Origin of the sequence: Erwinia sp. Eh17-17 (assembly GCF_039675725.1) — a bacterium.
GTDB lineage: Bacteria > Pseudomonadota > Gammaproteobacteria > Enterobacterales > Enterobacteriaceae > Erwinia.
On sequence record NZ_JBDFQT010000004.1, the window covers coordinates 394146 to 420136 of the forward strand.

General features: G+C 54.4%; 24 protein-coding genes. 3 read left to right on the forward strand and 21 right to left on the reverse strand.

Translation table 11 applies throughout. The features are described 5' to 3' along the window. Nucleotides 1–11: 11 nt before the first annotated feature. From pstB to pstS, 4 genes are all read right to left on the reverse strand, one after another. Entirely contained in the window at nucleotides 12–785 is a 774-nt protein-coding gene (pstB, locus tag ABEH87_RS14245) for a phosphate ABC transporter ATP-binding protein PstB (protein WP_118665143.1), read from the reverse strand. Nucleotides 786–822: 37 nt separating this feature from the next. After that, on the reverse strand, nucleotides 823–1710 hold the full coding sequence (pstA, locus tag ABEH87_RS14250) for a phosphate ABC transporter permease PstA (protein ID WP_346577068.1): 888 nt from the start codon (nucleotides 1708–1710) through the stop codon (nucleotides 823–825). Next, nucleotides 1707–2669: a phosphate ABC transporter permease PstC gene (gene pstC, locus ABEH87_RS14255; RefSeq protein WP_346577069.1), complete on the reverse strand. Its 963-nt coding sequence runs from the start codon at nucleotides 2667–2669 to the stop codon at nucleotides 1707–1709. The genes pstA and pstC overlap by 4 nt, the downstream gene beginning before the upstream one ends. A 101-nt stretch (nucleotides 2670–2770) precedes the next feature. After that, the gene (gene pstS / locus ABEH87_RS14260; RefSeq protein WP_346577070.1) at nucleotides 2771–3811 is read right to left on the reverse strand and encodes a phosphate ABC transporter substrate-binding protein PstS; all 1041 of its coding nucleotides are present in this window, start codon (nucleotides 3809–3811) and stop codon (nucleotides 2771–2773) included. 416 nt (nucleotides 3812–4227) lie between these two features. Here pstS and ABEH87_RS14265 point away from each other — a divergent pair, with 416 nt between their 5' ends. Next, nucleotides 4228–5343: an NAD(P)-dependent alcohol dehydrogenase gene (locus ABEH87_RS14265; RefSeq protein WP_346577072.1), complete on the forward strand. Its 1116-nt coding sequence runs from the start codon at nucleotides 4228–4230 to the stop codon at nucleotides 5341–5343. 77 nt (nucleotides 5344–5420) lie between these two features. On the opposite strand, the gene ABEH87_RS14270 is transcribed toward ABEH87_RS14265, so the two are convergent. After that, nucleotides 5421–6341 carry a LysR family transcriptional regulator gene (locus tag ABEH87_RS14270; RefSeq protein ID WP_346577074.1) on the reverse strand — a complete coding sequence of 307 codons (921 nt, stop codon included), beginning with the start codon at nucleotides 6339–6341 and terminating at the stop codon, nucleotides 5421–5423. Between the two features lie 109 nt (nucleotides 6342–6450). On the opposite strand from ABEH87_RS14270, the gene ABEH87_RS14275 reads away from it, so the two are divergent. Next, a complete protein-coding gene (locus tag ABEH87_RS14275; protein WP_346577076.1) occupies nucleotides 6451–7833 on the forward strand; it encodes an MFS transporter in 1383 nt (460 codons plus the stop codon). Continuing rightward, a complete protein-coding gene (locus ABEH87_RS14280; RefSeq protein WP_346577078.1) occupies nucleotides 7830–8207 on the forward strand; it encodes a DUF4440 domain-containing protein in 378 nt (125 codons plus the stop codon). Before ABEH87_RS14275 ends, ABEH87_RS14280 begins: the two co-directional genes overlap by 4 nt. Nucleotides 8208–8274: 67 nt before the next feature. On the opposite strand, the gene glmS is transcribed toward ABEH87_RS14280, so the two are convergent. From glmS to ovoA, 16 genes are all read right to left on the reverse strand, one after another. Next, a complete protein-coding gene (glmS, locus tag ABEH87_RS14285) occupies nucleotides 8275–10107 on the reverse strand; it encodes a glutamine--fructose-6-phosphate transaminase (isomerizing) (protein WP_346577080.1) in 1833 nt (610 codons plus the stop codon). 190 nt (nucleotides 10108–10297) lie between these two features. Continuing rightward, the gene (glmU, locus tag ABEH87_RS14290; RefSeq protein ID WP_346577155.1) at nucleotides 10298–11671 is read right to left on the reverse strand and encodes a bifunctional UDP-N-acetylglucosamine diphosphorylase/glucosamine-1-phosphate N-acetyltransferase GlmU; all 1374 of its coding nucleotides are present in this window, start codon (nucleotides 11669–11671) and stop codon (nucleotides 10298–10300) included. A gap of 165 nt (nucleotides 11672–11836) precedes the next feature. Next, nucleotides 11837–12256, reverse strand: coding sequence for a F0F1 ATP synthase subunit epsilon (locus tag ABEH87_RS14295; RefSeq protein ID WP_346577082.1), 420 nt, complete (start codon nucleotides 12254–12256; stop codon nucleotides 11837–11839). 24 nt (nucleotides 12257–12280) lie between these two features. Continuing rightward, the gene (gene atpD / locus ABEH87_RS14300; RefSeq protein ID WP_346577084.1) at nucleotides 12281–13663 is read right to left on the reverse strand and encodes a F0F1 ATP synthase subunit beta; all 1383 of its coding nucleotides are present in this window, start codon (nucleotides 13661–13663) and stop codon (nucleotides 12281–12283) included. Nucleotides 13664–13695: 32 nt separating this feature from the next. Then, complete coding sequence (atpG, locus tag ABEH87_RS14305) at nucleotides 13696–14565, reverse strand: F0F1 ATP synthase subunit gamma (protein ID WP_346577086.1); 870 nt, start codon at nucleotides 14563–14565, stop codon at nucleotides 13696–13698. A 54-nt stretch (nucleotides 14566–14619) separates the two neighbouring features. Further along, entirely contained in the window at nucleotides 14620–16161 is a 1542-nt protein-coding gene (atpA, locus tag ABEH87_RS14310) for a F0F1 ATP synthase subunit alpha (RefSeq protein WP_346577088.1), read from the reverse strand. A 14-nt stretch (nucleotides 16162–16175) separates the two neighbouring features. After that, nucleotides 16176–16709 carry a F0F1 ATP synthase subunit delta gene (gene atpH / locus ABEH87_RS14315; RefSeq protein WP_346577090.1) on the reverse strand — a complete coding sequence of 178 codons (534 nt, stop codon included), beginning with the start codon at nucleotides 16707–16709 and terminating at the stop codon, nucleotides 16176–16178. Nucleotides 16710–16720: 11 nt separating this feature from the next. Next, nucleotides 16721–17191 (reverse strand): F0F1 ATP synthase subunit B, encoded by a 471-nt coding sequence (atpF, locus tag ABEH87_RS14320; protein ID WP_062744106.1) that lies wholly within the window; start codon nucleotides 17189–17191, stop codon nucleotides 16721–16723. A gap of 99 nt (nucleotides 17192–17290) precedes the next feature. Further along, on the reverse strand, nucleotides 17291–17530 hold the full coding sequence (gene atpE / locus ABEH87_RS14325; RefSeq protein WP_003849523.1) for a F0F1 ATP synthase subunit C: 240 nt from the start codon (nucleotides 17528–17530) through the stop codon (nucleotides 17291–17293). Nucleotides 17531–17579: 49 nt separating this feature from the next. Further along, nucleotides 17580–18395 (reverse strand): F0F1 ATP synthase subunit A, encoded by an 816-nt coding sequence (atpB, locus tag ABEH87_RS14330; protein WP_346577092.1) that lies wholly within the window; start codon nucleotides 18393–18395, stop codon nucleotides 17580–17582. An 8-nt stretch (nucleotides 18396–18403) separates the two neighbouring features. Further along, complete coding sequence (atpI, locus tag ABEH87_RS14335; protein ID WP_048917949.1) at nucleotides 18404–18787, reverse strand: F0F1 ATP synthase subunit I; 384 nt, start codon at nucleotides 18785–18787, stop codon at nucleotides 18404–18406. An 825-nt stretch (nucleotides 18788–19612) separates the two neighbouring features. Next, complete coding sequence (gene rsmG, locus ABEH87_RS14340) at nucleotides 19613–20233, reverse strand: 16S rRNA (guanine(527)-N(7))-methyltransferase RsmG (protein WP_346577094.1); 621 nt, start codon at nucleotides 20231–20233, stop codon at nucleotides 19613–19615. 73 nt (nucleotides 20234–20306) lie between these two features. Next, the gene (gene mnmG / locus ABEH87_RS14345) at nucleotides 20307–22196 is read right to left on the reverse strand and encodes a tRNA uridine-5-carboxymethylaminomethyl(34) synthesis enzyme MnmG (protein ID WP_346577096.1); all 1890 of its coding nucleotides are present in this window, start codon (nucleotides 22194–22196) and stop codon (nucleotides 20307–20309) included. A gap of 466 nt (nucleotides 22197–22662) precedes the next feature. Then, nucleotides 22663–23103, reverse strand: a complete 441-nt coding sequence (gene mioC / locus ABEH87_RS14350) for an FMN-binding protein MioC (RefSeq protein ID WP_346577098.1) — start codon at nucleotides 23101–23103, stop codon at nucleotides 22663–22665. Between the two features lie 145 nt (nucleotides 23104–23248). Further along, nucleotides 23249–23710: a transcriptional regulator AsnC gene (gene asnC / locus ABEH87_RS14355; RefSeq protein ID WP_346577100.1), complete on the reverse strand. Its 462-nt coding sequence runs from the start codon at nucleotides 23708–23710 to the stop codon at nucleotides 23249–23251. Between the two features lie 123 nt (nucleotides 23711–23833). Further along, complete coding sequence (ovoA, locus tag ABEH87_RS14360; protein ID WP_346577102.1) at nucleotides 23834–25972, reverse strand: 5-histidylcysteine sulfoxide synthase; 2139 nt, start codon at nucleotides 25970–25972, stop codon at nucleotides 23834–23836. Between the last annotated feature and the right edge of the window lie 19 nt (nucleotides 25973–25991).

Consider the following 25991-nt stretch of genomic DNA (forward strand, 5'->3'; position numbering starts at 1 on the left):
CTCCAGTCAAATCAACCATAGCGGCCGGTGATGTAATCTTCAGTTTGCTTCTGATGCGGCTTGGTGAACAGCGTGTCGGTATCGCTGAACTCAATCAGTTCGCCCAGATACATAAATGCGGTGTGATCGGAGCAGCGTGCAGCCTGCTGCATGTTGTGGGTAACGATCACCACGGTGTAATCCTGCTTCAGTTCGGTAATCAGCTCTTCGATACGGCCGGTTGAAATCGGGTCAAGAGCCGAGCAGGGCTCATCCAGCAGCAGAACTTCAGGACGAATGGCGATACCGCGGGCAATGCAAAGACGCTGCTGCTGGCCCCCGGAAAGACTGTAGCCGCTCTGATGCAGCTTGTCTTTGGTTTCCGTCCACAGTGCCGCTTTCGTCAGTGCCCACTGCACGCGCTCATCCATGTCGGCACGCGACAGCTTTTCAAACAGACGCACGCCGAAGGCGATATTGTCATAAATCGACATCGGGAACGGCGTCGGCTTCTGAAACACCATGCCAACGCGGGCACGCAGCAGGGCGATATCCTGGCTGGCGGTCAGAATATTTTCACCATCCAGCAGAATTTCACCTTCAGCACGCTGCTCAGGGTAGAGCGAAAACATCTTGTTAAACGTCCGCAGCAGGGTGGACTTACCGCAGCCGGATGGGCCGATAAACGCCGTTACCTGGTTTTTGGCAATATCCAGATTGATGTTTTTCAGCGCATGGAATTTTCCGTAATAGAAATTCAAATCACGAACCTGAATCATCTTAGCGGAAGTATTAATCATTTTTATCTCACTCAGTCCGCGCCGCTACCGCCGCGCTGCTTAATTAATGTTTGCTCTTGGCGAAAATCACGCGTGCCAGAATGTTCAGTAACAGTACGCACAGCGTAATAATCAGCACGCCCGCCCAGGCCAGACTCTGCCACTCGGCAAACGGGCTCATGGCGAATTTAAAGATGGTCACCGGCAGGTTCGCCAGCGGCTGCATCATGTCAGTGCTCCAGAACTGGTTCGACAGCGAGGTGAACAGCAGAGGAGCCGTTTCCCCGGCAATGCGGGCGATGGCCAGCAGAACTCCGGTCAGAATGCCTGAAACAGAGGCTTTCAGGGTAATCGCTGAAATCATTTTCCATTTCGGCGTCCCCAGTGCGTAAGCGGCTTCGCGCAGGCTGTCCGGCACCAGTCTCAGCATGTTCTCAGTGGTACGAATGACAATCGGGATCTGCAACAGCGCCAGCGCGACCACCCCGGCCCAGCCGGAGAAGTGTTTCATCTGTGCCACCACGATGGTGTAAACAAACAGACCCACCACAATCGATGGTGCCGACAGCAGGATATCGTTGATAAAGCGGGTCACTTCGGCCAGCCAGGATTTACGCCCGTACTCGGCCAGATAGATGCCCGCCATAATCCCCAGCGGCGTGCCGACCACCGTCGACCAGAGGATCAACAGACCGCTGCCCGCCAGGGCATTTGCCAGACCACCACCCGCCGTATTCGGCGGCGGCGTATTCTCGGTAAACAGCGACAACGTCATACCATCAATGCCGCGCGTCACGGTCGAAAACAGGATCCACACCAGCCAGAACAGACCAAACGCCATCGTCAGTAACGACAGGGTCAGGGCAATGCGGTTTTTCATCCGGCGCCATGCCTGCATTTTACGGCGTGAGGCTAACAGCTCGTCACGCGTCTGCAATTCCATCGTGGTCATGAGCGTGCTCCTTCACTTTTCGCCAGGCGCAGGATCATCAGTTTTGAACAGGCCAGCACAATAAAGGTAATCACAAACAGGATGAGCCCCAGTTCCATCAGTGCCGCGGTATGCACGCCTGATTCGGCTTCAGCAAATTCGTTAGCCAGCGCAGAGGTAATACTGTTACCCGGCATAAACAGTGATGCACTGTCGAGCTGATAGGTATTACCGATAATGAAGGTGACGGCCATGGTTTCACCCAGCGCACGCCCCAGCCCCAGCATCACGCCGCCAATTACCCCGTTCTTGGTGAACGGCAGCACCACGCGCCACATCACCTCCCAGGTGGTGCAGCCAATGCCATAAGCGGACTCTTTCATCATCACCGGCGTCTGTTCGAACACATCGCGCATGACCGAGGCGATGTAAGGGATGATCATAATGGCGAGGATAATACCGGCGGCGAGAATGCCGATACCAAATGCCGGGCCGGAGAACAGCGTGCCGACAATCGGGACATTCGCCAGCACGTCACCGACCGGCTGCTGAAAGTAAGTGGCGAACAGCGGAGCGAAGATAAACAGCCCCCACATGCCGTACACAATGCTGGGGATAGCCGCCAGCAGTTCAATCGCCACGCCCAGCGGACGACGCAGCCAGTTAGGCGCCAGCTCCGTCAGGAACAGGGCAATGCCGAAACTCACCGGGACAGCGATGAGCAGGGCAATTATGGAGGTCACGACGGTGCCGTAAATCGGCACCAGCGCACCAAACTGTTCGTTAGGCGCATCCCACTCTTTATTCCACAGGAAGGAGAAACCAAATTTCTGGATACTCGGCCATGATGAAATGATCAGGGAAACGATGATGCCACCGAGGAGTAACAGCACAATCAACGCAGCCAGTTTGACCAGCGCGCCAAAGATGATGTCACCCTGTTTTCCGGGAGCCTTGAATGCCGGCTTGGTTGCAGCCATAGAATTCTCGAGTTTGATACTGCTGATACGTATCGGGCCAGGCTTGCCTGACCCATGGAGTTCATGGGCACCACAACAGCGTGGTGCCTTATTTTATTTTCTTAGAACAGGGCCTTACCTGAGCTGTCTTTCACGTTGGTTTTCCAGGCAGCGCGAATCTGCTCAACCACAGAGTCTGGCAGCGTAGCGTAATCCAGGTCAGTGGTGGTTTTGCTGCCGTTTTTATACGCCCAGTCGAAGAACTTCAGCACGGCGGCGCCTTTCTCGGCATTAGCCTGCTCTTTGTGCACCAGAATGAAGGTCGTGGAGGTGATTGGCCATGCATTGTCGCCTTTCTGGAACGTCAGGTCCTGAGCGAAAGATTTGCTCCAGTCTGCGCCTTTAGCAGCATCGCTGAAGCTTTTCTCGCTTGGTTCTACCGCTTTACCGTCAGCATCCATCAGTTTGGTGTACGCCAGGCTGTTCTGTTTAGCGTAGGCATATTCAACGTAACCGATTGAGCCAGGCAGACGCTGAACGAATGCGGCTACGCCGTCGTTACCCTTGCCGCCCAGACCGGTTGGCCAGTTAACGGTGCTGCCTGCACCAATTTTGCTTTTCCAGTCGCTGTTCACTTTGGACAGGTAGCTGGTGAAGACGAACGACGTACCGGAACCGTCAGCGCGGCGCACCACGTTGATGTTGGAATCAGGCAGTTTCACGCCAGGGTTCAGCTTAACGATCGCCGGGTCATTCCACTTTTTGATGGTGCCGAGGTAGATGTCACCGACGGTCTTGCCATCCAGCGTCAGCTGTCCAGATTTGATACCAGGAATATTAACCGCCAGTACCACCCCGCCAATAACTGTCGGAAACTGGAACAGGCCATTTTTTTCTAAATCTGCGTCTTTCATCGGCGCATCAGATGCACCGAAGTCTACGGTTTTAGCGATAATTTGCTTAACGCCGCCGGATGAACCGATACCCTGATAGTTAACCTGGCTGCCCGTTGCGGTGTTGTACTCTGCTGCCCACTTGTTATATACCGGTGCCGGGAATGTGCCACCAGCGCCAGTCAGATTGGTAGCGGCCATGGCGGAAACGGCGCTCAGAGACAGGGTTACTGCGACGAATTGAGCCAGGGTTTTGTGCATCAGTGTCATGTTCCCTCCACGGGATTAAAAAGTCAGGCCAGTTGCCGTATTTGTCTAATTAATGATTGCTGCTGGAGGCAAAATAGGACAGTTTGGTGACAGTAAAATGTACGAAATATGACACTTTTGTGACAGGGGTCATTAATCGAACTCTTCAGCTAAACAACTGTATTTTTCCCGGAAAGCGCTCAAACACTCCGCATATGACTCTTCACGGTCCCTCAGGACGTCCACTATTCCGGCGACTCTGGGCCCTGTCCCGTTATCGTCTGGTGACAGGAAACCACCGATGTTCCTGTCCGGCACTGTTCCTCAATTGTTAACGACTATCGCTATTTCTCATTTAATGCGATCACACTCAATGCCGCTGCGCTGCATTTTCAGGGTGTTACTTTTAACCCCCCAATTGGTCAGGAGAACCATCTATGAAAATTACTGCTGCAGTCGTCAACCACGTTAACGCCCCCTATCAGCTGGAAACACTGGAGCTGACGGCGCTTCGGCAAGATGAAGTGCGGGTCAGACTGGTCGCTTCCGGTATCTGCCACTCCGATGAAGCGATACGCGTGGGCGATGAAGAATATTTTTTCCCCGCCGTACTGGGGCATGAGGGCGCAGGGATTGTCGAGGAGGTTGGCAGCGCAGTAAATGGGGTGAAAGCAGGCGATCACGTCTTAATGTCTTATGCTTACTGCGGCCACTGCCACCCGTGTCGCCAGGGGCATCCGTCTCACTGTCAGGACTGGGGGATGATGAATGCCGGAGGATTTCGCGCCGATGGCAGTGCCATACATCTCAAGCCTGACGGCAGTAAAGTGTCCAACATGTTCTTCCAGTCCTCCTTCGCCACTTATGCCCACACCGCCTTTAATAACCTGATCGTCGTTGATAAAAGCGCTGACCTGCGTCTGGTGGCGCCGTTAGGCTGCGGCCTGCTGACGGGTTCGAGTACGGTCTTTAACGGACTGAAACCGCAGCCCGGTTCAACCATCGCGATTTTTGGCACCGGGGCGGTAGGGCTGGCCGCGATGATGGCAGCGAAAATCTCCGGCTGTCGGCAGATCGTTGCCGTGGATATTCATGATTCACGCCTGGCGCTGGCGCGCGAACTCGGAGCAACCGATGTGATTAATAGCGCCAGGGAGGACGTTGCCGGTACCATTGCCAGCCTGACGCAGGGCCATGGGGTCAACTATGCGATAGATACCACCGGCGTATCGGCAGTGATGAAAAGTGCCCTGGATGCGCTCGCCATTGGTGGCACCCTGGTCCCTGTGGCCCTGACGCGCCACGATCTGACCTTCAACCCGTTACGTCACCTGATAGCGTCCAGCAAGCGTATCGTGGGCGTGCTGATGGGGGATGCTATTCCGCAGGTTTCAGTTCCTCAGCTTATTGACTGGCATCAGCGCGGGCTGTTCCCGTTTGAAAAATTAGTGAAGTTTTACGACTTTGCTGACATCAATCAGGCGAGGGAAGATTCAGCCAAAGGCGTCACCATCAAGCCGGTGCTGATTATCGATAAGTCTTACAGCGTGTAAGCGTAGCTCCGCCTGAAATTCAGGCGGAGGCAAGCGAGGCTTCCCGCGGTTGAGCGTAGCGCTTTTTATCCATATTGTCAGATGTGCGGCAGTGACGCTTCGCTCCCACTGTAGCCGGTGCGCAGGCGCAGGAAGTCAATCAGCGCGCGGACTTTTGCCGGAACGTGGCGCGTATTGGGGTAAACGGCATATACCCCCTGTGAAGGGAAGGTAAACTGCGGCAATAAATGCTGTAATTTCCCGCTGACCAGCATCGGCCCCACCAGCCATTCCGGCAACAGCGCCACCCCACAGCCCTGGAGCGCAAAGCTCATCAATGATGAGGCGCTGTCTGTCGAGTATTTCACCTCGCGCATTATCTCAAAATCAACCTGCTGCCCCTGCGGGCCGACGACCTGCCAGTTAAAGGGGGACTGAAGGCGACTGTGGATAATCCACTCCGCCTTTGCCAGGTCCTCCAGGGTGTTAAGCGGGTTAGCGGCTAACCATTGCGGCGTGGCGACGGGGAGAATTGAAAAACGGTCGATCGGCGCAGCGTGATAGCTTGAGTCAGCCAGGCTGCCCAGTCGGATGGCGACATCAAAACGCTCTGAGACCAGGTCAGCGTGCGAGGAGGAAGAGACGTGACGGACGCGGAGTTGCGGATGTTGCTGACCAAATGCGGCCAGAGCGGGTATCACCACCTCCGAACCATACTCCGACGTGCTGGTGATGCAGAGTTCACCGCGAAAACCATGATGGTTAAGCTGCACGTCGTTCACTATCTGCTCGGCGTCTTTTAGCAGCTGAAGGCCGCGCTGGTAAAAAGCCGCTCCCGCCTGCGTCAGCGCCAGACGCCGCGTCGTGCGCAGCAACAGCGCCACGCCCAGCTCCGACTCCAGCCGCTGAATATTGAAACTGATCGCCGCTTTGGTTTGGCCTGATGACGCCGCAGCCGAGGTAAAGCTACCGGCATCGGCAACCGCAACGAACATCGCCACACGCTGTAGATTAAGCATAAATCACTCGCTGACTGTCAAAATAATTTTGACAGTGTATCACCCGGGATGCGGTTTATCCCGGACGCCCCCCGCCCTATATTACTCACTCTTAACGGGGAGTAATGGTATGAGTTATCGCAGTAAAGTGGCCGTGGTGTATCTTCTTGGCTTTTTCCTCGACTTAATCAACATGTTTATCTCGACCGTTGCCTACCCGGCAATTGGCCAGGCCATGCACGCCTCCGTGGCAAAACTGGCCTGGATCAGCAACGGTTATCTCTGCGGACTGACGCTGATCATTCCTCTCAGCGCATGGCTGACACAGCGTGTGGGCGCGCGGCGTGTCTTTTTGACCTCGCTGATATTATTCATCACCGGCACCACGGCATCAGGCCTGGCCGGTTCACTGGATCAGCTGATTTTCTGGCGCATTGTTCAGGGGATCGGTGGCGGCCTGCTGATACCGGTTGGCCAGGCATTAACATGGCAGCTGTACGCTAAGCACGAACGGGCCAGACTGTCATCGGCAGTGATGCTGGTGGCCCTCCTTGCGCCGGCGCTTTCTCCTGCTCTGGGGGGCGTGCTGATTCTGACGCTGAGCTGGCGCTGGGTCTTCTTCGTCAGTCTTCCTCTGGCAGTGGTGACGCTGGTTCTGGCTTTTGCCTGGCTGCAGGACGGGGTCCGGTCATCAAAAAAGGGAACGCTCGATATCACAGGCCTGTTAACCGGATGCGCGGGTCTGTTTCTGCTGCTGTCAGGCATGAGCGAATTTACCGGGAGTGGCGGGATGATACGAGGGAGTGCGTTTTTACTGTCGGGGATCGCGCTGCTGTTACTGTTCAGCGTACATAGTCGTCGGGTCACCTCTCCGCTGTTCAGCTTCGGCCTGCTTTCCGACCCGCTAATGCGCTTCTCTATGATGGTGTATCAGTGTGTGCCCGGACTGTTTATGGGCGTGAGCCTGGTCAGCATCCTGTATCTTCAGACCTCTCTGGGCCTGTCTCCTGCGGCCTCCGGTGCATTAATGATCCCGTGGTCCGTTGCGTCGTTCTTTGCCCTCCTTATCACTGGTAAGACCTTTAATTATCTGGGACCACGCCCGCTGATTATCGCCGGTAGCCTGTTGCAGGGTGCCGGGATCCTGATGCTAACCCTGGTTACACACAGCGAACCGTCTTTGCTGCTGATCTGCGCGTTTGCGCTGATGGGGCTGGGGGGCAGTCTGTGCAGCAGTACGGCGCAAAGCAGTGCTTTTCTCAATATCGCCCCTGAGGAGATGCCCGAAGCCAGCGCATTATGGAATATCAACCGCCAGCTCAGCTTCTGTTTTGGCGTGGCGCTGTTAAGCCTGTTGCTGAACCTGCTTCTCAGCCACCTGCCGCTAAGAGAGGCCTGTCTGTGGACATTCTGTGCTGCAGCGGCAGGCTCGGTTATCCCGGCCTTACTCAGCTTCAGGCTGAATAACCGCCGTGTAAAAACGCTCACCACATCTGAAGAGAAAATGTCATGAATATCTATATCAATGAAGTCCTGCAGGCACACGTTGCGATTGAGAACTGGCTGAGCAAAGGGGAGGGAAATCCTGAGCAGCTTCTTGGCCGCTTCAGCCGCCACTACTCCATGATAGCCCTGTCAGGAGCCAGGCTGGATTACGAGGCGTTAAGCCAGTTTTTCCTCCAGCAGCGGGCCAGCCGTCCGGGATTAACCATCGTCGTGGATAACATCTCTGTTTTACAGGAGTGGGAGGGCGGAGCGGTGGTGCTTTATCAGGAGCAGCAGACGCAACCCGACCAGGCCATGACGCTGCGCTGGTCCACGGCGGTACTGCACCTGCAGGAAGACAAACCCCTCTGGTTACATCTGCACGAAACGCGACAGCCCTGAACGCTGATAAAAAAAATCCGGCAGCCTCAGAGGCCTGCCGGATTTTTCAGCCAGTCCGTGCGGGGGGTTATTCCACCGTAACGGATTTCGCCAGGTTGCGCGGCTGGTCCACGTCGGTACCTTTGATCAGGGCAACGTGATAAGACAGCAGCTGCAACGGCACGGTGTAGAAGATCGGGGCAATAGCATCTTCAACGTGCGGCAGCGGGATGATACGCATCCCTTCGCTGTTGCTAAAACCGGCGTCGATATCGGCGAAGACATACAGCAGGCCACCACGGGCGCGCACTTCTTCAATATTCGACTTCAGCTTTTCCAGCAGTTCATTGTTTGGCGCAACCACAATCACCGGCATATCAGCATCAATCAGCGCCAGCGGACCGTGCTTCAGCTCTCCGGCGGCGTAAGCTTCCGCATGAATATAGGAGATCTCTTTCAGCTTCAGCGCGCCTTCCATGGCAATCGGATACTGATCGCCACGGCCGAGGAACAGCGCATGATGCTTGTCAGAGAAGTCTTCCGCCAGTGAAGCAATCAGCTCGTCCTGTGACAGCATCTGCTCAATACGGCTCGGCAGTGCCTGCAGGCCGTGCACGATATCGTGCTCTACCTGCGGATCAACGCCCTTCAGACGGCCAATTTTCGCCACCAGCATTAACAGCACGGTCAGCTGGGTGGTGAAGGCTTTGGTTGAGGCGACGCCGATCTCGGTTCCCGCTTTGGTCATCAGGGCCAGATCGGACTCACGTACCAGTGACGAACCGGCCACGTTGCAGATAGCCAGTGAGCCCAGGTAACCCAGCTCTTTTGACAGGCGCAGCGCGGCCAGCGTATCGGCGGTTTCACCAGACTGGGACAGTGTGATCAGCAGACTGTTTTTACGCACCGCAGATTTGCGATAGCGGAATTCAGAGGCGATCTCAACATCGCACGGCATGTTCGCCAGCGATTCAAACCAGTAACGCGAAACCATACCGGAATTGTAGGAGGTACCGCAGGCAACGATCTGAATGTGCTCGACGCTCGCCAGCAGGGCATCCGCATTTGGCCCCAGCTCTGAGAGGTCCACTTCGCCGTGACTGAAACGCCCGCTGAGGGTGTTTTTTATCGCTACCGGCTGTTCATAAATCTCTTTCTGCATGTAGTGGCGGTAAATGCCTTTATCACCGGCATCGTACTGCGCGTTGGATTCGATCTCGGTGCGCTTCACCTGGGCGCCACTGTGGTCGAAAATCGTCACGTCACGGCGGGTAATTTCCGCAATGTCGCCCTCTTCCAGGTAGACAAAACGGCGGGTGACCGGCAGCAGGGCCAGCTGGTCTGAGGCAATAAAGTTTTCGCCCACGCCGCGGCCAATCACCAGCGGGCTGCCGGAACGGGCAGCCACCAGCACGGAAGGATCGCGGCTGTCCATAATCACCATACCGTAAGCACCACGCAGCTGTGGGATCACACGCTGCACCACATCACGCAGTGAACCCGCGCTCTGCTTCTGCTCCCAGTGCACCAGATGCGCCACCACTTCGGTGTCGGTTTCTGAAGCAAAGGTATAGCCACGGGCGATCAGCTGCTCGCGCAGCGGTTCATGGTTCTCTATGATGCCGTTATGAACAATGATGATGTGTTCAGAGATATGCGGGTGCGCATTAGCTTCCGACGGCTCTCCGTGCGTGGCCCAGCGCGTATGCGCAATACCGGTTCCGCCCGTCAGTGCGGTATTTTCTGCCGCTTCAGCAAGGTTCTGTACCTTACCCAGACGGCGCAGGCGGGTGGTGTTCCCCTGCTGATCGACAACAGCCAGACCGGCAGAGTCATAACCACGGTATTCCAGACGGCGCAGCCCTTCGAGCAGGATCTCTGCAATATCACGCTGCGCTACAGCTCCAACAATTCCACACATATTTAGTTTCCTGACAGGATGACGTTCAGCGTCATCTGCGTTGTCTTCTGACCTGATTATTCCGGTATGTTCCGGTTCCCCGAGCCTTGTAGAGAGTGGGGATTATTTTTATGTTTACTGCGTTATAACAGGCTGAGGAAGACCTCAGCCCGGTAAACCAGAGGCCGGGGCGAGCCCCGACCCGTCGGAATTACGATTTTTTCTTTTCCGGGCGCTGCCAGCTGGCATTGAGCTGTTGCTCTTTGCGGTTGTACACCAGCCCGGCGGCCGGCACGTTTTTCATGATCGTGGTACCGGCGGCAATCGTTGCGCCCGCCGCCACGGTCACCGGTGCAATCAGCTGAGTATCCGAACCAACAAACACATCGTCACCGATGATGGTTTTCGATTTGTTAACACCGTCGTAATTGCAGGTAATGGTACCAGCGCCAATATTGACGTTGTTGCCGATCTCGGCATCGCCCAGATAGCTGAGATGCCCGGCTTTCGAGCCGATGCCCAGTCGCGCTTTTTTCATTTCAACAAAGTTGCCGACGTGCGCGCCCTGCGCCAGCTCACTGCCGGGGCGCAGACGGGCGAATGGCCCGACGGTGCAGCCGCTTTCCAACTGAGCATCTTCAATCACGCTGTACGGGCTGATGATGCTGTCGTCAGCAATAACGCTGTTTTTGATCACGCAGCCGCTGCCGATGGTGACCCGGTTGCCGAGGGTGACGTGTCCTTCGATGATCACATTAGTATCGATCAACACATCGCGGCCGTGTTCAAGCGTGCCGCGCAGGTCGAAACGCGCCGGGTCCAGCAGCATTACTCCGGCCAGCAGTAATTTTTCTGCCTGCTCAGCCTGATAAACACGCTCCAGCGTTGCCAGCTGTAAGCGGTTGTTCACACCATCGGTTTCGGTGGAACGTGCCGGATGCACCGCTGCAATCTGGCGGCCTTCCTGATGGGCAAGGGCGATGATATCGGTAATGTAATATTCGCCCTGCGCGTTGTTGTTATTCAGCTTACCGAGCCAGCGCTTCAGGTCCGCACCGTTAGCCAGCAGGATGCCGGTATTGATTTCATTAATCAGCAGCTGCTCTGGTGCCGCATCTTTTTGCTCAACAATGCCAACCACCTCGCCATTCTGACGGAGGATACGTCCGTAACCTGCCGGGTTATCAAGGATCACGGTCAGCAGACCAATCCCCCCTTCCGGTTTAGCAGCCTGTAAGTGACGCAGCGTATCCACCGAGATCAGCGGGACATCGCCGTACAGCATTAAAATATCTTCGTCGTCGGCGAAACAGGGGGCCGCCTGCTGCATGGCATGACCTGTCCCCAGCTGTTCTGCCTGCAATACCCAATTGAGTGAATCATCATTGAGGGTGCTTTTCAGCAGCTCGCCACCATGGCCATATACCAGATTAACCCGCTGCGCATTCAGCGCTTTTGCGGCATCAATCACATGCTGGACCATCGGTTTGCCTGCCAGCAGGTGCAGCACTTTTGGCAGGTCGGAGTACATGCGGGTTCCTTTACCAGCGGCAAGGATCACCACGCTCATCGGGCTCTCAGACATAGACATCCTGATTCTTTATTTGATGTTGAAAGGTAAACGGTTTGACACTAAGAATACTACATTTTTCTCAGCCCGAAATTAGCCTGAACCTCAGCGTGCCGCGGATTTCAGGCAAAAAAAATGCCAGTCAGTTTCCTGACTGGCATTCTGCAACTTAAACCTGAGTTACATCGCGTTTTTGGTCAACTCGATCACGCGCAGTTTAGCGATCGCTTTAGCCAGTTCCGCAGATGCCATGGCGAAGTCAACATCACCGTGAGAGCTGTTCATGTGCTCTTCGGCTTTGCGTTTCGCTTCCAGCGCGCGAGCTTCATCGAGATCGCTGCCGCGGATCGCCGTGTCAGCCAGCACGGTAACCGCGCCAGGCTGCACTTCCAGCACGCCGCCGGAGAGGTAAATCACCTCTTCTTCGCCGTGCTGCTTAACGATGCGAACCATACCAGGCTTAATGGCGGTCAGGAGCGGCGCGTGGTTTGGGCGGATACCCAGCTCACCTTCGCTACCTGATACCTGGATGCTCTGTACCAGACCGGAGAACATTTGCAGTTCCGCGCTGACAACGTCCAGGTGAAAAGTCATAGCCACTATAAACCTCCTCCGAAACCAGAATTACAGTTTCTTCGCTTTTTCCACGGCTTCTTCGATGGAACCTACCATGTAGAAAGCCTGCTCTGGCAGATGGTCGAACTCGCCTTCCATGATGCCTTTAAAGCCACGGATGGTATCTTTCAGCGACACGTATTTACCCGGTGAACCGGTGAATACTTCTGCCACGAAGAACGGCTGGGACAGGAAACGCTGCATCTTACGAGAGCGTGCTACCACCAGTTTGTCTTCTTCTGACAGTTCGTCCATACCCAGGATGGCGATGATGTCTTTCAGTTCCTGATAACGCTGCAGCAGTGACTGAACGCCACGCGCAGTGTCATAGTGTTCCTGACCAACAACCAGTGGATCCAGCTGACGGCTGGTGGAATCCAGTGGGTCAACCGCCGGGTAGATACCCAGTGAAGCGATCTGACGGCTCAGTACCACGGTTGCGTCTAAGTGCGCAAAGGTGGTGGCTGGTGACGGGTCAGTCAAGTCATCCGCAGGAACGTAAACGGCCTGTACAGACGTGATTGAACCGGTTTTGGTTGAGGTGATACGTTCCTGCAGAACGCCCATCTCTTCCGCCAGCGTTGGCTGATAACCTACCGCAGAAGGCATACGACCCAGCAGTGCTGATACTTCAGTACCGGCCAGGGTATAACGGTAGATGTTATCGATGAACAGAAGTACGTCACGACCTTCCTCACGGAACTTCTCAGCCATGGTCAGGCCGGTCAGCGCTACGCGCAGACGGTTTCCTGGTGGCTCATTCATCTGGCCATAAACCAGAGATACTTTGTCGATAACGTTAGAGTCGGTCATCTCGTGGTAGAAGTCGTTACCCTCACGAGTACGCTCACCTACCCCTGCGAATACCGAGAAACCTGAGTGCTCAGCCGCAATGTTACGGATCAGCTCCATCATGTTTACGGTTTTACCTACACCCGCACCACCGAACAGACCCACTTTACCGCCCTTGGCGAACGGACACATCAGGTCGATAACCTTGATGCCGGTCTCCAGCAGTTCCTGCGAGTTGGACTGATCTTCGTAAGAAGGTGCTGAACGGTGAATCGCCCAACGTTCTTCTTCGCCGATGTCGCCTTTCATATCGATTGGCTCACCCAGCACGTTCATGATACGGCCAAGCGTTGCAACACCAACGGGTACTTCAATCGGGTGCTCAAGGTCAATCGCTTCCAGACCGCGCTTCAGGCCGTCTGAAGAACCCATGGCGATGGTACGAACCACGCCACCACCCAGCTGCTGCTGAACTTCCAGCACCAGACGAGCATCACCATTTTTAACCTCAAGGGCGCTGTACACTTGTGGTACTGCGTCCTGAGGGAACTCGACGTCAACCACGGCGCCGATTACCTGGACAATCTTTCCAGTAGCCATCTTGAATCCTCTACCTAATTCATTAAACCTGGTTAAACCGCGGAGGCCCCACCGACAATCTCGGTAAGTTCCTGGGTGATGCTGGCCTGACGAGCTTTGTTGTATACCAACTGCAGCTCTTTGATCAGGTTTCCGCCGTTATCGGTCGCGGCTTTCATCGCCACCATTCGCGCGGCCTGCTCGCTGGCCAGGTTTTCAACAACACCCTGGTAAACCTGAGACTCGACATAGCGGCGCAGTAACGTGTCCAGCAGCGCTTTCGGGTCCGGTTCATACAGATAGTCCCAGGTACTCTTCTTCACAACACCTTCCGCATCATCCGCTGGCGGTAACGGCAGCAGCTGTACGATCTGTGGAGTCTGAGACATGGTGTTGATAAATTTGTTGCTGACGATAAACAGCTTGTCGAGACGGCCTTCATCGTATGCCTGAAGCATCACTTTGACCGGGCCAATCAGGTCAGACAGGGCAGGTTTGTCACCCATCCCGGTTACCTGAGCAACCACGTTGCCACCGACAGAGCTGAAGAATGACAGACCTTTGGAACCGATAATCGCCATATCACTTTCGACGCCTTTATCAGCCCAGGCCTTCATATCAGCCAGCACTTTTTTGAACAGGTTAATGTTCAAACCACCACAAAGCCCGCGGTCGGTAGACACGACCAGATAGCCAACGCGTTTAACGTCACGATCGGACAGGTAAGGGTGTTTGTATTCCAGATTTCCTAACGCAATGTGACCAATCACTTTGCGCATGGTCTCTGCATAAGGACGGCTGGCCGCCATGCGTTCCTGCGATTTACGCATTTTGGAGGCGGCGACCATTTCCATCGCTTTGGTGATCTTCTGCGTGTTTTGCACGCTGCCGATCTTACTACGTATCTCTTTTGCGCCGGCCATAAGCTTCTCCTCAAAGCCTTGCGGCCCACCCCCTAAAGGACAGGCCGCCAGACATTACCAGGACTGGGTTGCTTTAAACGTTTCGAGGAGGCCTTTCAGCTTCTCTTCGATTTCGCCGTTATAGTTACCAGACTGGTTGATATCAGCCATCAGCTCTGCGTGATCGCGATCCGCGTAAGACAGCAGTGCCGCTTCGAAGCTACCGATTTTCGCCAGTTCGACGTCATTCAGGAAGCCACGCTCGGCAGCAAACAGAACCAGACCCTGCTGCGCGACGGACATTGGCGCATACTGTTTCTGCTTCAGGAGCTCGGTCACTTTCTGACCGTGGCTCAGCTGTTTGCGGGTTGCTTCATCCAGATCGGATGCGAACTGAGAGAACGCAGCCAGTTCACGATACTGTGCCAGCGCGGTACGAATACCACCGGACAGTTTCTTGATGATCTTGGTCTGAGCAGCACCGCCCACACGAGATACTGAGATACCAGGGTTAACTGCCGGACGAATACCGGAGTTAAACAGGTTGGTTTCCAGGAAGATCTGACCATCGGTAATCGAGATTACGTTGGTCGGAACGAACGCAGAAACGTCACCCGCCTGGGTTTCGATGATTGGCAGCGCGGTCAGTGAACCGGTTTTACCTTTCACTTCACCGTTGGTGAAACGCTCAACATAGTCAGCGCTCACGCGAGAAGCACGCTCCAGCAGACGGGAGTGGAGGTAAAACACGTCGCCAGGGAAGGCTTCACGGCCTGGTGGACGACGCAGCAGCAGAGAAACCTGACGGTAAGCAACAGCCTGTTTAGACAGGTCATCGTATACGATCAGTGCATCTTCACCGCGGTCACGGAAGTATTCGCCCATCGCACAACCGGCATACGGAGCCAGGTACTGCAGAGCAGCAGACTCAGATGCGGTAGCCACGACAACGATGGTGTTAGCCAGCGCGTTGTGTTCTTCCAGTTTACGTACCACGTTAGCGATGGTAGAGGCTTTCTGGCCGATAGCAACATACACACATTTGATGCCGGAATCGCGCTGGTTGATGATCGCATCGATCGCCATCGCGGTTTTACCGGTCTGACGGTCACCGATGATCAGCTCACGCTGGCCACGGCCGATTGGAATCATCGCATCGACAGATTTGTAACCGGTCTGTACAGGCTGGTCAACGGACTGACGGTCGATAACGCCAGGAGCAATCACTTCGATCGGTGAGAAACCGTCGTTGTCGATAGCGCCTTTACCATCGATAGGAGCACCCAGGGTGTTCACTACGCGGCCCAGCAGGCCACGGCCAACCGGAACTTCCAGAATACGGCCAGTACACTTAACCTTCATGCCTTCGGCGAGGTCAGCGAATGGACCCATCACAACGGCACCTACGGAGTCGCGCTCCAGGTTCAGTGCGATAGCGTAACGGTTACCCGGCAGGGCAATCATCTCACCCTGCATCACATCGGCCAGGCCGTTGACGCGGATGATACCGTCACTTACAGAAACAATAGTACCTTCGTTGTGAGCTTCGCTCACTACATTGAACTGAGCAATGCGCTGCTTGATCAGTTCGCTGATTTCGGTGGAATTCAGTTGCATATGCTCCAGTCCCCTTAAGACTGCAAGACGTCTGCGAGGCGTTCAAGACGACCGCGTACGCTTCCGTCAATGACCATATCACCCGCACGGATGATTACGCCTGCCATTACAGACTTATCAATTTTGCAATTCAGCTTAACTTTGCGTGACAGACGTTTTTCCATCGCGCTGCTGATTTTGGTCAGCTGTTCATCACTCAATGTCATGGAAGAGATAACTTCAACCTCAGCGGACGCATCATATGCGGCACGCAGTTGGATGAACTGTTCCAGTACAGCGGTAAGCGCTGGCAAACGTTTGTTTTCAGCCATCACCTTAATCAGGTTCTGACCGGCTTCGTCGAGTTGGTCACCACAGATTGCGATGAACGCTCCAGACAACGCTTCCGGCGCCAGAGCGCCGGAAAGAAGTTCGGATACCTGTTCATTGCCAGCCACTTCGGCGGCAAACGCCAGCATTTGCTGCCAGCGATCGATACTTTGATGTTCAACCGCAAAGTCAAAAGCGGCTTTAGCGTAGGGGCGAGCTACGGTAGTAAATTCAGACATCAGCCCCTCCCTTACAGTTCAGCGACCAGTTTATCAACGATGTCGCTGTTAGCAGCTTCATCCACGGAACGTTCAATGATTTTCTCGGCGCCGGCCACAGCCAGCATCGCGACCTGCTTGCGCAGCTCTTCACGTGCACGTTTGCGTTCGGCATCAATTTCTGCCTGCGCCTGAGTGACGATCTTGCTACGTTCCTGCTCAGCCTCAGCTTTCGCTTCGTCCAGGATCTGCGCGCGGCGTTTGTTAGCCTGCTCGATGATAACCTGGGCGTCTTCTTTCGCTTTCTTCAGCTGGTCGGTCGCATTAGCCTGCGCGAGATCCAAATCTTTCTTGGCACGTTCAGCGGAAGCAAGGCCTTCGGCAACTTCTTTCTGGCGCTTTTCGATAGCAGCCATAAGCGGCGGCCATACGTACTTCATGCAGAACGCTACAAACAGGATGAACGCGATAGCCTGGCCGAGGATTGTTGCGTTAATGTTCACAGCACAATGCCTCTTGTTAAGTTAACTTTTTCTGCCGCTGTCGAAACAGCGGCCAGAAGCCGTTCATCGCACACTCTCGCGGGCGATGAACAATCGGTTTTACGCGACAGCAAACATCACGTACAGACCCAGACCAACAGCGATCATCGGGATTGCATCCACCAGACCCATTACAACAAAGAACTGCGTACGCAGCAGAGGAATCAGATCCGGTTGGCGCGCGGCGCCTTCCAGGAATTTGCCTCCGAGGATGCCGATACCGATCGCAGCACCGATTGCCGCCAGGCCCATCATCACAGCGGCAGCCATGTACAGCAGATCCATATTCAGGTTTTCCATGACAGTCTCCAGTTTGTTTCAGTTAAAACGCAGTAGTGTTGAGAAAAAATCAATGTTCTTCAGATGCCATCGACAGATAGACAATCGTTAAGACCATGAAAATGAAAGCCTGCAGCGAAATGATCAGGATGTGGAAAATGGCCCAAGGCACATTCAGAACCCACTGTGACCACCACGGCAACAGACCGGCAATCAGGATAAAAATCAATTCCCCCGCATACATGTTTCCGAACAGTCGCAGACCCAGAGATACCGGTTTGGACAGCAGGCTCACACCTTCCAGAATCAGGTTGATCGGAATGAATACAGGGTGGTTGAAGGGTTGCAGAGTCAGCTCTTTAGTAAAGCCGCCAATGCCTTTCATCTTGATGCTGTAGAACAGAATCAAAATAAATACGCCAAGGGCCATCGACAGCGTAACGTTCACGTCAGCAGAAGGCACCACACGCAACGCTGGCAGACCCAGATAATGCTCGCCGATGTACGGCAGCAAATCGATAGGCAGCAGGTCCATGAAGTTCATCAGGAACACCCAGACGAAAATCGTCAGGGCCAGTGGAGCGATGAGTTTGCTTTTACCGTGGTACATGTCGCGCACGTTGTCATCTACGAAACCAACAACTAACTCAACAGCGGCCTGTAATTTACCCGGCACGCCGCTGGTCGCTGATTTCGCGACTTTGCGAAACAGCACCAGGAACACCAGTCCCAGCACCACAGAGAAAAACATGGAGTCGATATTTAGTACCCAGAACGACGGTGCGTCGTGCGGATTCACTAGCTCGAAGGTACGCAGGTCAAGCTGAAGGTTCTTCAGATGATGACCTATGTATTCTTGCGGCGTAGAGATTTCTCCTGCAGCCATGATGCCTCTTACCCTTTGTTGTTAATTACAGCCGGTGCGACAATTTGCACAATCAGCACCGATAACCAGGCCAGTCCCAGCGGCGTAAACACCGCCTTAAACACTCCCAGCGCCACGATAATCACGAGCACAGTAACGAATACTTTCAGCACTTCGCCTAAAGCAAAAGTCCAGGCGAGTCGCCCTGTTACTTCATGCCCCGCCCGGTGGCGCCAGGCAAAAATCATAAACAACACGTTTGGCAGCCAGGCTGCCAGTCCACCCGCTAAGGCGGACACGCCCCATGTCAGATCTTTCAGGGCAAAAAACAGCGCACCGATTACGACGAAGGTCACCAGTTGCAGCAGCAACACGGTCCGGGCAAATTTTACTCTGTAAAGGGACACTGACATGACGCTGAAACTCTCCTGCCCCGATGGGGGTATGTCGCGTGTCGTATAAAACTGCCTTTGCTCTTTTGAGTCAAGCAGCAAAAACCGTGCAAATTATACGGTGCGCACCTGTGATTTCAATCGATAAGTAGAGAAAAGGTGAACAATTATTTAAATTTCTTTCCAGAAGGCTATTTTCAAAAACCGATGACAACGGCAGCTTATCGACTTTTTTCTGCAATACGCGACATTACTTGTTCGCAAAGCGTGCGTAAGATCACAAATTAGTAATGTAACGGTGAACATTTCAGCAGAGCTCTATTTAGATCTGAGCGCGCGTCATTATAAAAACCGTTAAATTTCATTATGATAGTTATATTTTTTGTAAAAACGGACGCTTATCTCGATAAAAAGGTCTTATTGACATCTGTAGCAAATATTTAACATCTTCCTGCACGTCGCTTACGCCGATTGACAGGGAAAAGATATTTTCCTGCGTGACTATTTTTATGCTGAAAGACTCACGGAAATATGACTCAAGTGATAACAAAATGTGAAATTAAGGTTAAATGTAACAGAGGTTGTCAGATCATTACCGCCGGGTGATTTAACCTGATGGTAACAGCTCCGTCCAGGCAAATTTTCACAAATAAGATCCCACAGACAACACATTAAGAATAATCACACTCAAACCGAGCGGTTTTTTCAGCAAAAAATCCACATAATTTCAGGGGTTAACTATAACTAAAAGGCCTTTTAGCCTTATAACAAAAAGGGTTATTTTGCGAAAAAACACCGTCAGTCGCGTGAAAACAGACTGACGGGCAGGGCGTGAGTCGCTCCGTTTTACGCCGATGGCGCAATAATCACCAGGTGGCGCTCACCTTCCAGCTGCGGAACGGACAGCGGACACACTTTTTCGACGCGAAAACCGGTCGGTAATGCAGCGATTTCGTCCTGCGGTAAAATCCCTTTCAGGGCATAAAAACGCCCCTTTTCGCCCGGCAGATGATGGCACCAGTTCACCATATCGGTCAGTGAAGCAAACGCCCGGCTGATGACGCCGTCAAAAGGGGGCTCGGCAGGAAAGTCCTCTACGCGGCTCTGGACCGGTGTGATGTTGTTCAGCTTCAGTTCATGCTGAACCTGCTTCAGGAAGCGTACGCGCTTACCCAGGCTGTCCAGCAGCGTGAAATGCGCCTGCGGGCGGACAATCGCCAGCGGGATGCCTGGCAGGCCAGGACCGGTACCCACATCGATAAAGCGCTCGCCCACAAGATGAGGCTCAACGACGATGCTGTCGAGAATATGGCGCACCAGCATCTGCTCAGGATCGCGCACTGACGTCAGGTTGTAGGCTTTGTTCCACTTATGCAGCATTTCAACGTAGCCAACCAGCTGCTCTTTTTGCCGATCGGTCAGGGATATTTGTGCGCTTTTCAGCAGAGCGGAGAGTTTATTAATCACGAAGAAGTCCCGTAGGGGCCGGGCAATGCCCGGCCCATTTTTTATGGACAGGCAAGCCGACCCGTATTTCAGGTCAGGCGCTTTTGCGCAGCAGGCCCTGTTTTTTAAGGTAGATAAGTAAAATAGAGATCGCTGCCGGGGTAATACCGGAAATGCGCGATGCCTGGCCAATCGATCCCGGTTTGTGATCGTTCAGCTTGGCGATCACCTCATTAGAGAGGCCGCTCACCTGCTGGTAGTTGAGATCGACAGGCAGCAGGGTGTTTTCATTACGCAGCTGGCGGTCAATTTCTTCCTGCTGGCGAACGATATAACCTTCGTATTTCACCTGAATTTCAACCTGTTCCGCCGCCTGTGGATCGCTCAGCGCCGGGCCGAAGCTGCTCAGGGTCATCAGATTCTGATAGGTCATTTCCGGGCGGCGCAGCAAATCTTCACCGCTGGCTTCTTTGGTCAGCCCGGCGCTCAGTAGGGTATTCACCTCAGCGACGCATTCTGACTTCGGATGTACCCAGATATCACGCAGACGCTGACGCTCCAGCTCAATGCTTTCCAGCTTCTCGTTGAACCGCGCCCAGCGTGCATCGTCGACCAGACCCAGCTCGCGACCGGCTGCCGTCAGGCGCAGATCGGCGTTATCCTCACGCAGCATCAGACGATACTCTGCGCGCGAGGTAAACATGCGGTACGGTTCTTTGGTGCCGAGCGTGCAGAGATCGTCCACCAGTACGCCCAGGTAAGCCTGATCGCGACGTGGTGCCCAGGTCTCTTTGTCAGCCGACAGACGACCCGCATTGAGGCCCGCCAGCAGACCCTGTGCTGCCGCTTCTTCGTAGCCAGTGGTGCCGTTGATCTGTCCGGCAAAGAACAGTCCGTCGATATATTTACTTTCCAGCGTCGGCTTCAGATCTCTCGGATCGAAGAAATCGTACTCGATGGCATAGCCAGGGCGAACAATTTTGGCGTTTTCCATACCCTGCATGGAACGGACAATCTGCATCTGCACGTCAAACGGCAGGCTGGTAGAGATGCCGTTTGGATAAATTTCGTTGCTGGTTAATCCTTCCGGCTCCAGGAAGATCTGGTGCGCGTTACGATCGGCAAAGCGCATCACCTTGTCTTCAATCGACGGGCAGTAGCGTGGGCCGATCCCTTCGATCACACCGGCATACATCGGGCTGCGGTCGAGGTTATTGCGGATCACCTCATGGGTTTTCTCATTGGTATAGGTGATGTAGCACGGCACCTGCTGAGGATGCTGGCTGACATTGCCCATAAACGAGAAGACCGGCATGGGGGTATCACCATGCTGCGGAGCCAGAACGCTGAAGTCGATAGTGCGGGCATCAATACGCGGTGGCGTACCGGTTTTCAGGCGACCAACGCGCAGCGGCAGCTCACGCAGGCGGCGCGATAGCGAGATGGATGGCGGATCGCCTGCACGGCCACCGCTGTAGTTATCCATACCGATATGAATTTTACCATCGAGGAAGGTTCCGACCGTCAGCACCACGGCTTTGGCACGGAACTTCAGTCCCATCTGGGTAACAGCACCCACGACACGATCGTTTTCGACGATCAGATCTTCAACCGCCTGCTGGAAGATCATCAGGTTAGGCTGATTCTCCAGGGCAGTGCGCACAGCCTGACGGTACAGCACACGGTCAGCCTGAGCACGGGTAGCCCGTACGGCAGGGCCTTTGCTGGCGTTTAGTATCCTAAACTGGATACCGGCCTGGTCGATAGCGTGTGCCATCAGTCCGCCCAGTGCGTCCACTTCTTTTACCAGATGTCCTTTCCCGATGCCGCCGATCGCCGGATTGCAGGACATTTGTCCCAGCGTGTCGATGTTATGGGTTAATAACAGGGTTTGTTGACCCATACGGGCAGCGGCCATCGCGGCTTCCGTTCCCGCATGACCACCACCAATCACGATGACGTCAAAAGGATCTGGATAAAACATGGTACTGCACCTCGCGGTTTGTGCGAATTAAGGGAGTGTTGCTGAGGGCGTGGATTCTACTCAACTTTAGACGATGGCGAAAGCACCGGGATCTTCGTGTATTAAAAAGAAGATCTTTTTTATTTAGAGATCTCTTTATTAGATCTTCTATTAGGATCGACGATCTCTGTGGATAAGCCTTTTTTGCTGATTAGGATCAAGCAATTAGACAGGATCATTAGCTGTTAATGATCGGTGATCCTACGCCGTATAAGCTGGGATCTAAATGGCATGTTATCCACAGGACCCGGCAGGCTACCAAGTTGTTATTGGGATAAACACCGGTTATTACCCGGTATTGAGCCTTGTTATCCACAGATGAATGCGTTAAAACCAGGCAAAAAAGAGCATTATTTACAAAACTCAGGATCGGAAAAGCACGATTCTGTAGATCAACGCGACGATCTCAGCCCGATCCCGCTGTGGTTCAGATCAGTTCTTTCCAACTGTCGACCCAGACACCGGCAGGATCTTCCGGAATTTCATGTTGCAGCACGTCAATATCCAGACGATCGCCAATACGCTTTGCACCCAGAGAGCTCAGAAGCGTATCGAATTGCTCAATGGCCCCGCAGAACAGGTCATATTCCCGGTTACCCAGACCGACAGCGCCATAGCGCAGGTTGCTCAGATCGGGCTGTCCTTCCTTTATGGCATCAAACAGCGGCTGAATATTGTCCGGCAGTTCACCGGCTCCGTGGGTAGAACACACCACTATCCAGATCCCTTCCTGTTTCAGCTCTTCCAGCTCCGGTCCGTGCAGCGTTTCGGTGGTATGCCCTGCCTCTTCCAGCTTCTCAGCAAGATGATCGGCAACATATTCTGAGCTGCCTAAAGTGCTGCCACTGATTAACGTAATATCGGCCATGATGAGATCTCTGAATGATAATGGCGGGCATTGTACGCTGTGATCAGGCTGGGATCTACCTGTGGGTAAGTGGGGGTATTCAGCGGCAGAAGGATAAGGTACGCAGGAAACACCTGTGCATAAAATGATGCACAGGTTAAGAGGATTAAGGCGTGATAGTACGCATAATCGGGTTCTGCAGAGAGATCAGCGTTTCAGTTGACTGGATTTCATCAATGGTCTGGATCTTGTTGATCAACACCAGCTGCAGCGCATCGATCGAGCGGCACATCACCTTAATAAAGATGCTGTAGTGCCCGGTGGTGTACCAGGCTTCGACCACTTCTTCCAGCTGCTCCAGTTTTGCCACGGCTGCGGGATAGTCCCTGGCGCTTTTCAGAATGATGCCAATAAAGCAGCAGACGTCGTAGCCCAGCATCTTCGGGTCTATCTCCACCCGTGTCCCTTTAATGATGCCCGCCTGCTTCATCTTTTCCACGCGTACGTGAATGGTGCCGGGGCTGACGTTAAACTGTTTAGCCAGCTCGGCGTAGGCCGTACGGGCATTCTCCATCAGCGCATTAAGAATGGCGCGATCGAGGGTATCTGGCTGCATGTTTTCGGCCATGGCGGCTCCATGATTGAATTTCTTTCAATGAATAGAGTAGTAATGTGCGGGATCGTGAACAAAATGGCAATCAGAGTGAGGATATGACAGCGGGCACCGGCAGGCACCCGCTGTCAGGCAGGGTTAGCGTTTACGCCACAGCGTGACCTGAGCGACAGTGTGCTGATACTTACGTGCGGTTTCGCGGATTACAAACGGAACGTCCTGCGCCGGGGCTATCTCCTCAAAGTCGGCAGCCAGCAGGCGCTGCAGTGCCTGATAAGTTGAGAGCGCCTCACCATTTTCACGCACCCCACCCAGCCAGTTCTCTTTCGGCGTGAACTCTTCCAGCCAGGTATAAGGCGAGGAGAGCACCAGAACACCACCGGAACGGATCATACGGGTAATGTCCTTCAGGAAGCGCTGCGGCTGGCGTAGGCGGTCAATCAGGTTGGAGGCCAGCACCAGATCGTAAGGCTGCACCTGTGGCTTCAGGTTACAGGCATCGCCCTGAACGAACTGAATGCGTGCCGCCTGTTCTGCGCCGAGGCCAAAATCTTTCAGCCGCACCTGGCGATACTCCACCAGATCGCCCTCTTCCTGAGTGACATAGCGGAAGTCTTCGCCGCTGGTCAGCTGGAGCGCTACGTCAATAAAGCGCGCCGAGTAATCCATGCCGACCACCTGCTCGAAGTGGCGCGCCAGTTCGAAGCTGGCGCGACCGGTGGCACAGCCAATATCCAGCGCACGCTGACGTTTGTCGGTGAGCGTACAGGCAATGTCCACCAGCGCTTTGCCGTAGTTGGGCACGCCGAAGTAGTCCGGACCGTACTGGAAGTCGAGGTACTGCGACACCATGCTGTCGGTTTCGTACGGGTTGCTGGTCATGCTCTCCTGATGGCTGGAGACCACATAGCGGAAACCGGCATGCTGGAAGAAGTGGCGGCGGAAGGCATAACGCGCCGACTTCAGCGCTTCATTCCCCGTCGAGATCCAGCTCCCCCCTTTGATCAGGGCGTGCTTGCCGTCAAAGGTCGGCGTGGAGAAGTCATCGTAAAGTGGATGTACGCGGAAACCCTCAAAGCCGTTGATCGGTGTGGTTGTCCACTGCCAGACGTTGCCGATCAGGTCATAAAAGTCTCCCTGGGCAAAACGGTCCACCGGGCTGGATGATGCCCAGTACGCGAGGTTGATATTGCCCGGTGCCTGCTGCCAGTCGGGCTGATCGCTGGCGACCTGCTCACGCAGCAGCATCCATTCGCTTTCTGCGGGAAGCTGTACCGACTGACCCGTGACTTCTGCCTTCCAGCGGCAGAACGCGGCGGCTTCCAGCTGGTTTACTTCGGCTGGCCAGTCCCAGGGCATGGCGACCTCTTCTGCCATCAGGCGAAGTTTCAGCTCGTCCGGACGGTCGGGGCTGCCGACCCAGAAGGTAGGCTGGATGGCCTGGGCAAATTCGCGCCAGTTACCGCCTTCTTCATCCCACCAGCGTGGCGTCTGATAGCCTCCGGCAGCGACAAATTCAAAAAACTCGGCGTTGCTGACCAGCATTTTACTGGCCTCAAACGCTTTGACGTCGCTGACGCGATTGCCGTACTCGTTATCCCAGCCATACGTGTCGTCGGTTTTACCCTGCGTGACCTGCCCGGCAGAGACATTAATCAGAGCGTTATGCGGCACCGCCAGACGGTCATGACGCGCATCCGGACACACCGGCCAGTGCGGTTGAGGTTTCACCCACGCCAGCGGTAGCTGACGTATCAGCACGCTGGAGGTTTCCAGGTGGATACGTTCGTGCTCAATGCCCATCAGGATGACCCAGGCCGGGCTGTCCCAGCTAATTGGCAGGGTCAGCGGCATCTGCCGGATAAACTGTTCAATACGGTTGCGCACCTTACCGCGATAGTCACGCAGCTCGGCCACCGACGGCCAGTCATAGTGGCTGTTATCCAGATCGTCCCAGCTCATTTCGTCAACGCCGATCGCCATCATGGCTTCGATTTTATCGTCGGTGCGGCTGTCGATCAGGCGGCCCGCCATCAGCTTGTTGATATAGAAGGTGGCGGTGTGGCCGTAATAGAAGATAAGAGGATGGCGCAGCGAGATCGCTTTGGTAGTCCAGGCGCGGTCATCTGCCAGGCAGTCAAACAGGCTCTCGTACAGCTCCCACGTCTGGCGGAAGTAGGTCAGCAGCTGCTGGCGTTTTTGTTCCGGATCGTTGCCGCTTAACGTCAGCGTGCGGGTTGGTGCAGGTAATCCTGTCTGGTGTTGTTGCAAAGTCACGTGATGCTCCCATCTTGCC

Bases quoted from the DNA above. Each gene is read 5' to 3' on its own strand.
- pstA (WP_346577068.1), bottom strand. From the start codon at position 1,710: ATGACCACGATGGAATTGCAGACGCGTGACGAGCTGTTAGCCTCACGC.
- pstC (WP_346577069.1), bottom strand. From the start codon at position 2,669: ATGGCTGCAACCAAGCCGGCATTCAAGGCTCCCGGAAAACAGGGTGAC.
- pstS (WP_346577070.1), bottom strand. From the start codon at position 3,811: ATGACACTGATGCACAAAACCCTGGCTCAATTCGTCGCAGTAACCCTG.
- ABEH87_RS14265 (WP_346577072.1), top strand. From the start codon at position 4,228: ATGAAAATTACTGCTGCAGTCGTCAACCACGTTAACGCCCCCTATCAG.
- ABEH87_RS14270 (WP_346577074.1), bottom strand. From the start codon at position 6,341: ATGCTTAATCTACAGCGTGTGGCGATGTTCGTTGCGGTTGCCGATGCC.
- ABEH87_RS14275 (WP_346577076.1), top strand. From the start codon at position 6,451: ATGAGTTATCGCAGTAAAGTGGCCGTGGTGTATCTTCTTGGCTTTTTC.
- ABEH87_RS14280 (WP_346577078.1), top strand. From the start codon at position 7,830: ATGAATATCTATATCAATGAAGTCCTGCAGGCACACGTTGCGATTGAG.
- glmS (WP_346577080.1), bottom strand. From the start codon at position 10,107: ATGTGTGGAATTGTTGGAGCTGTAGCGCAGCGTGATATTGCAGAGATC.
- glmU (WP_346577155.1), bottom strand. From the start codon at position 11,671: ATGTCTGAGAGCCCGATGAGCGTGGTGATCCTTGCCGCTGGTAAAGGA.
- atpD (WP_346577084.1), bottom strand. From the start codon at position 13,663: ATGGCTACTGGAAAGATTGTCCAGGTAATCGGCGCCGTGGTTGACGTC.
- atpG (WP_346577086.1), bottom strand. From the start codon at position 14,565: ATGGCCGGCGCAAAAGAGATACGTAGTAAGATCGGCAGCGTGCAAAAC.
- atpA (WP_346577088.1), bottom strand. From the start codon at position 16,161: ATGCAACTGAATTCCACCGAAATCAGCGAACTGATCAAGCAGCGCATT.
- atpH (WP_346577090.1), bottom strand. From the start codon at position 16,709: ATGTCTGAATTTACTACCGTAGCTCGCCCCTACGCTAAAGCCGCTTTT.
- atpE (WP_003849523.1), bottom strand. From the start codon at position 17,530: ATGGAAAACCTGAATATGGATCTGCTGTACATGGCTGCCGCTGTGATG.
- atpB (WP_346577092.1), bottom strand. From the start codon at position 18,395: ATGGCTGCAGGAGAAATCTCTACGCCGCAAGAATACATAGGTCATCAT.
- atpI (WP_048917949.1), bottom strand. From the start codon at position 18,787: ATGTCAGTGTCCCTTTACAGAGTAAAATTTGCCCGGACCGTGTTGCTG.
- mnmG (WP_346577096.1), bottom strand. From the start codon at position 22,196: ATGTTTTATCCAGATCCTTTTGACGTCATCGTGATTGGTGGTGGTCAT.
- mioC (WP_346577098.1), bottom strand. From the start codon at position 23,103: ATGGCCGATATTACGTTAATCAGTGGCAGCACTTTAGGCAGCTCAGAA.
- asnC (WP_346577100.1), bottom strand. From the start codon at position 23,710: ATGGCCGAAAACATGCAGCCAGATACCCTCGATCGCGCCATTCTTAAT.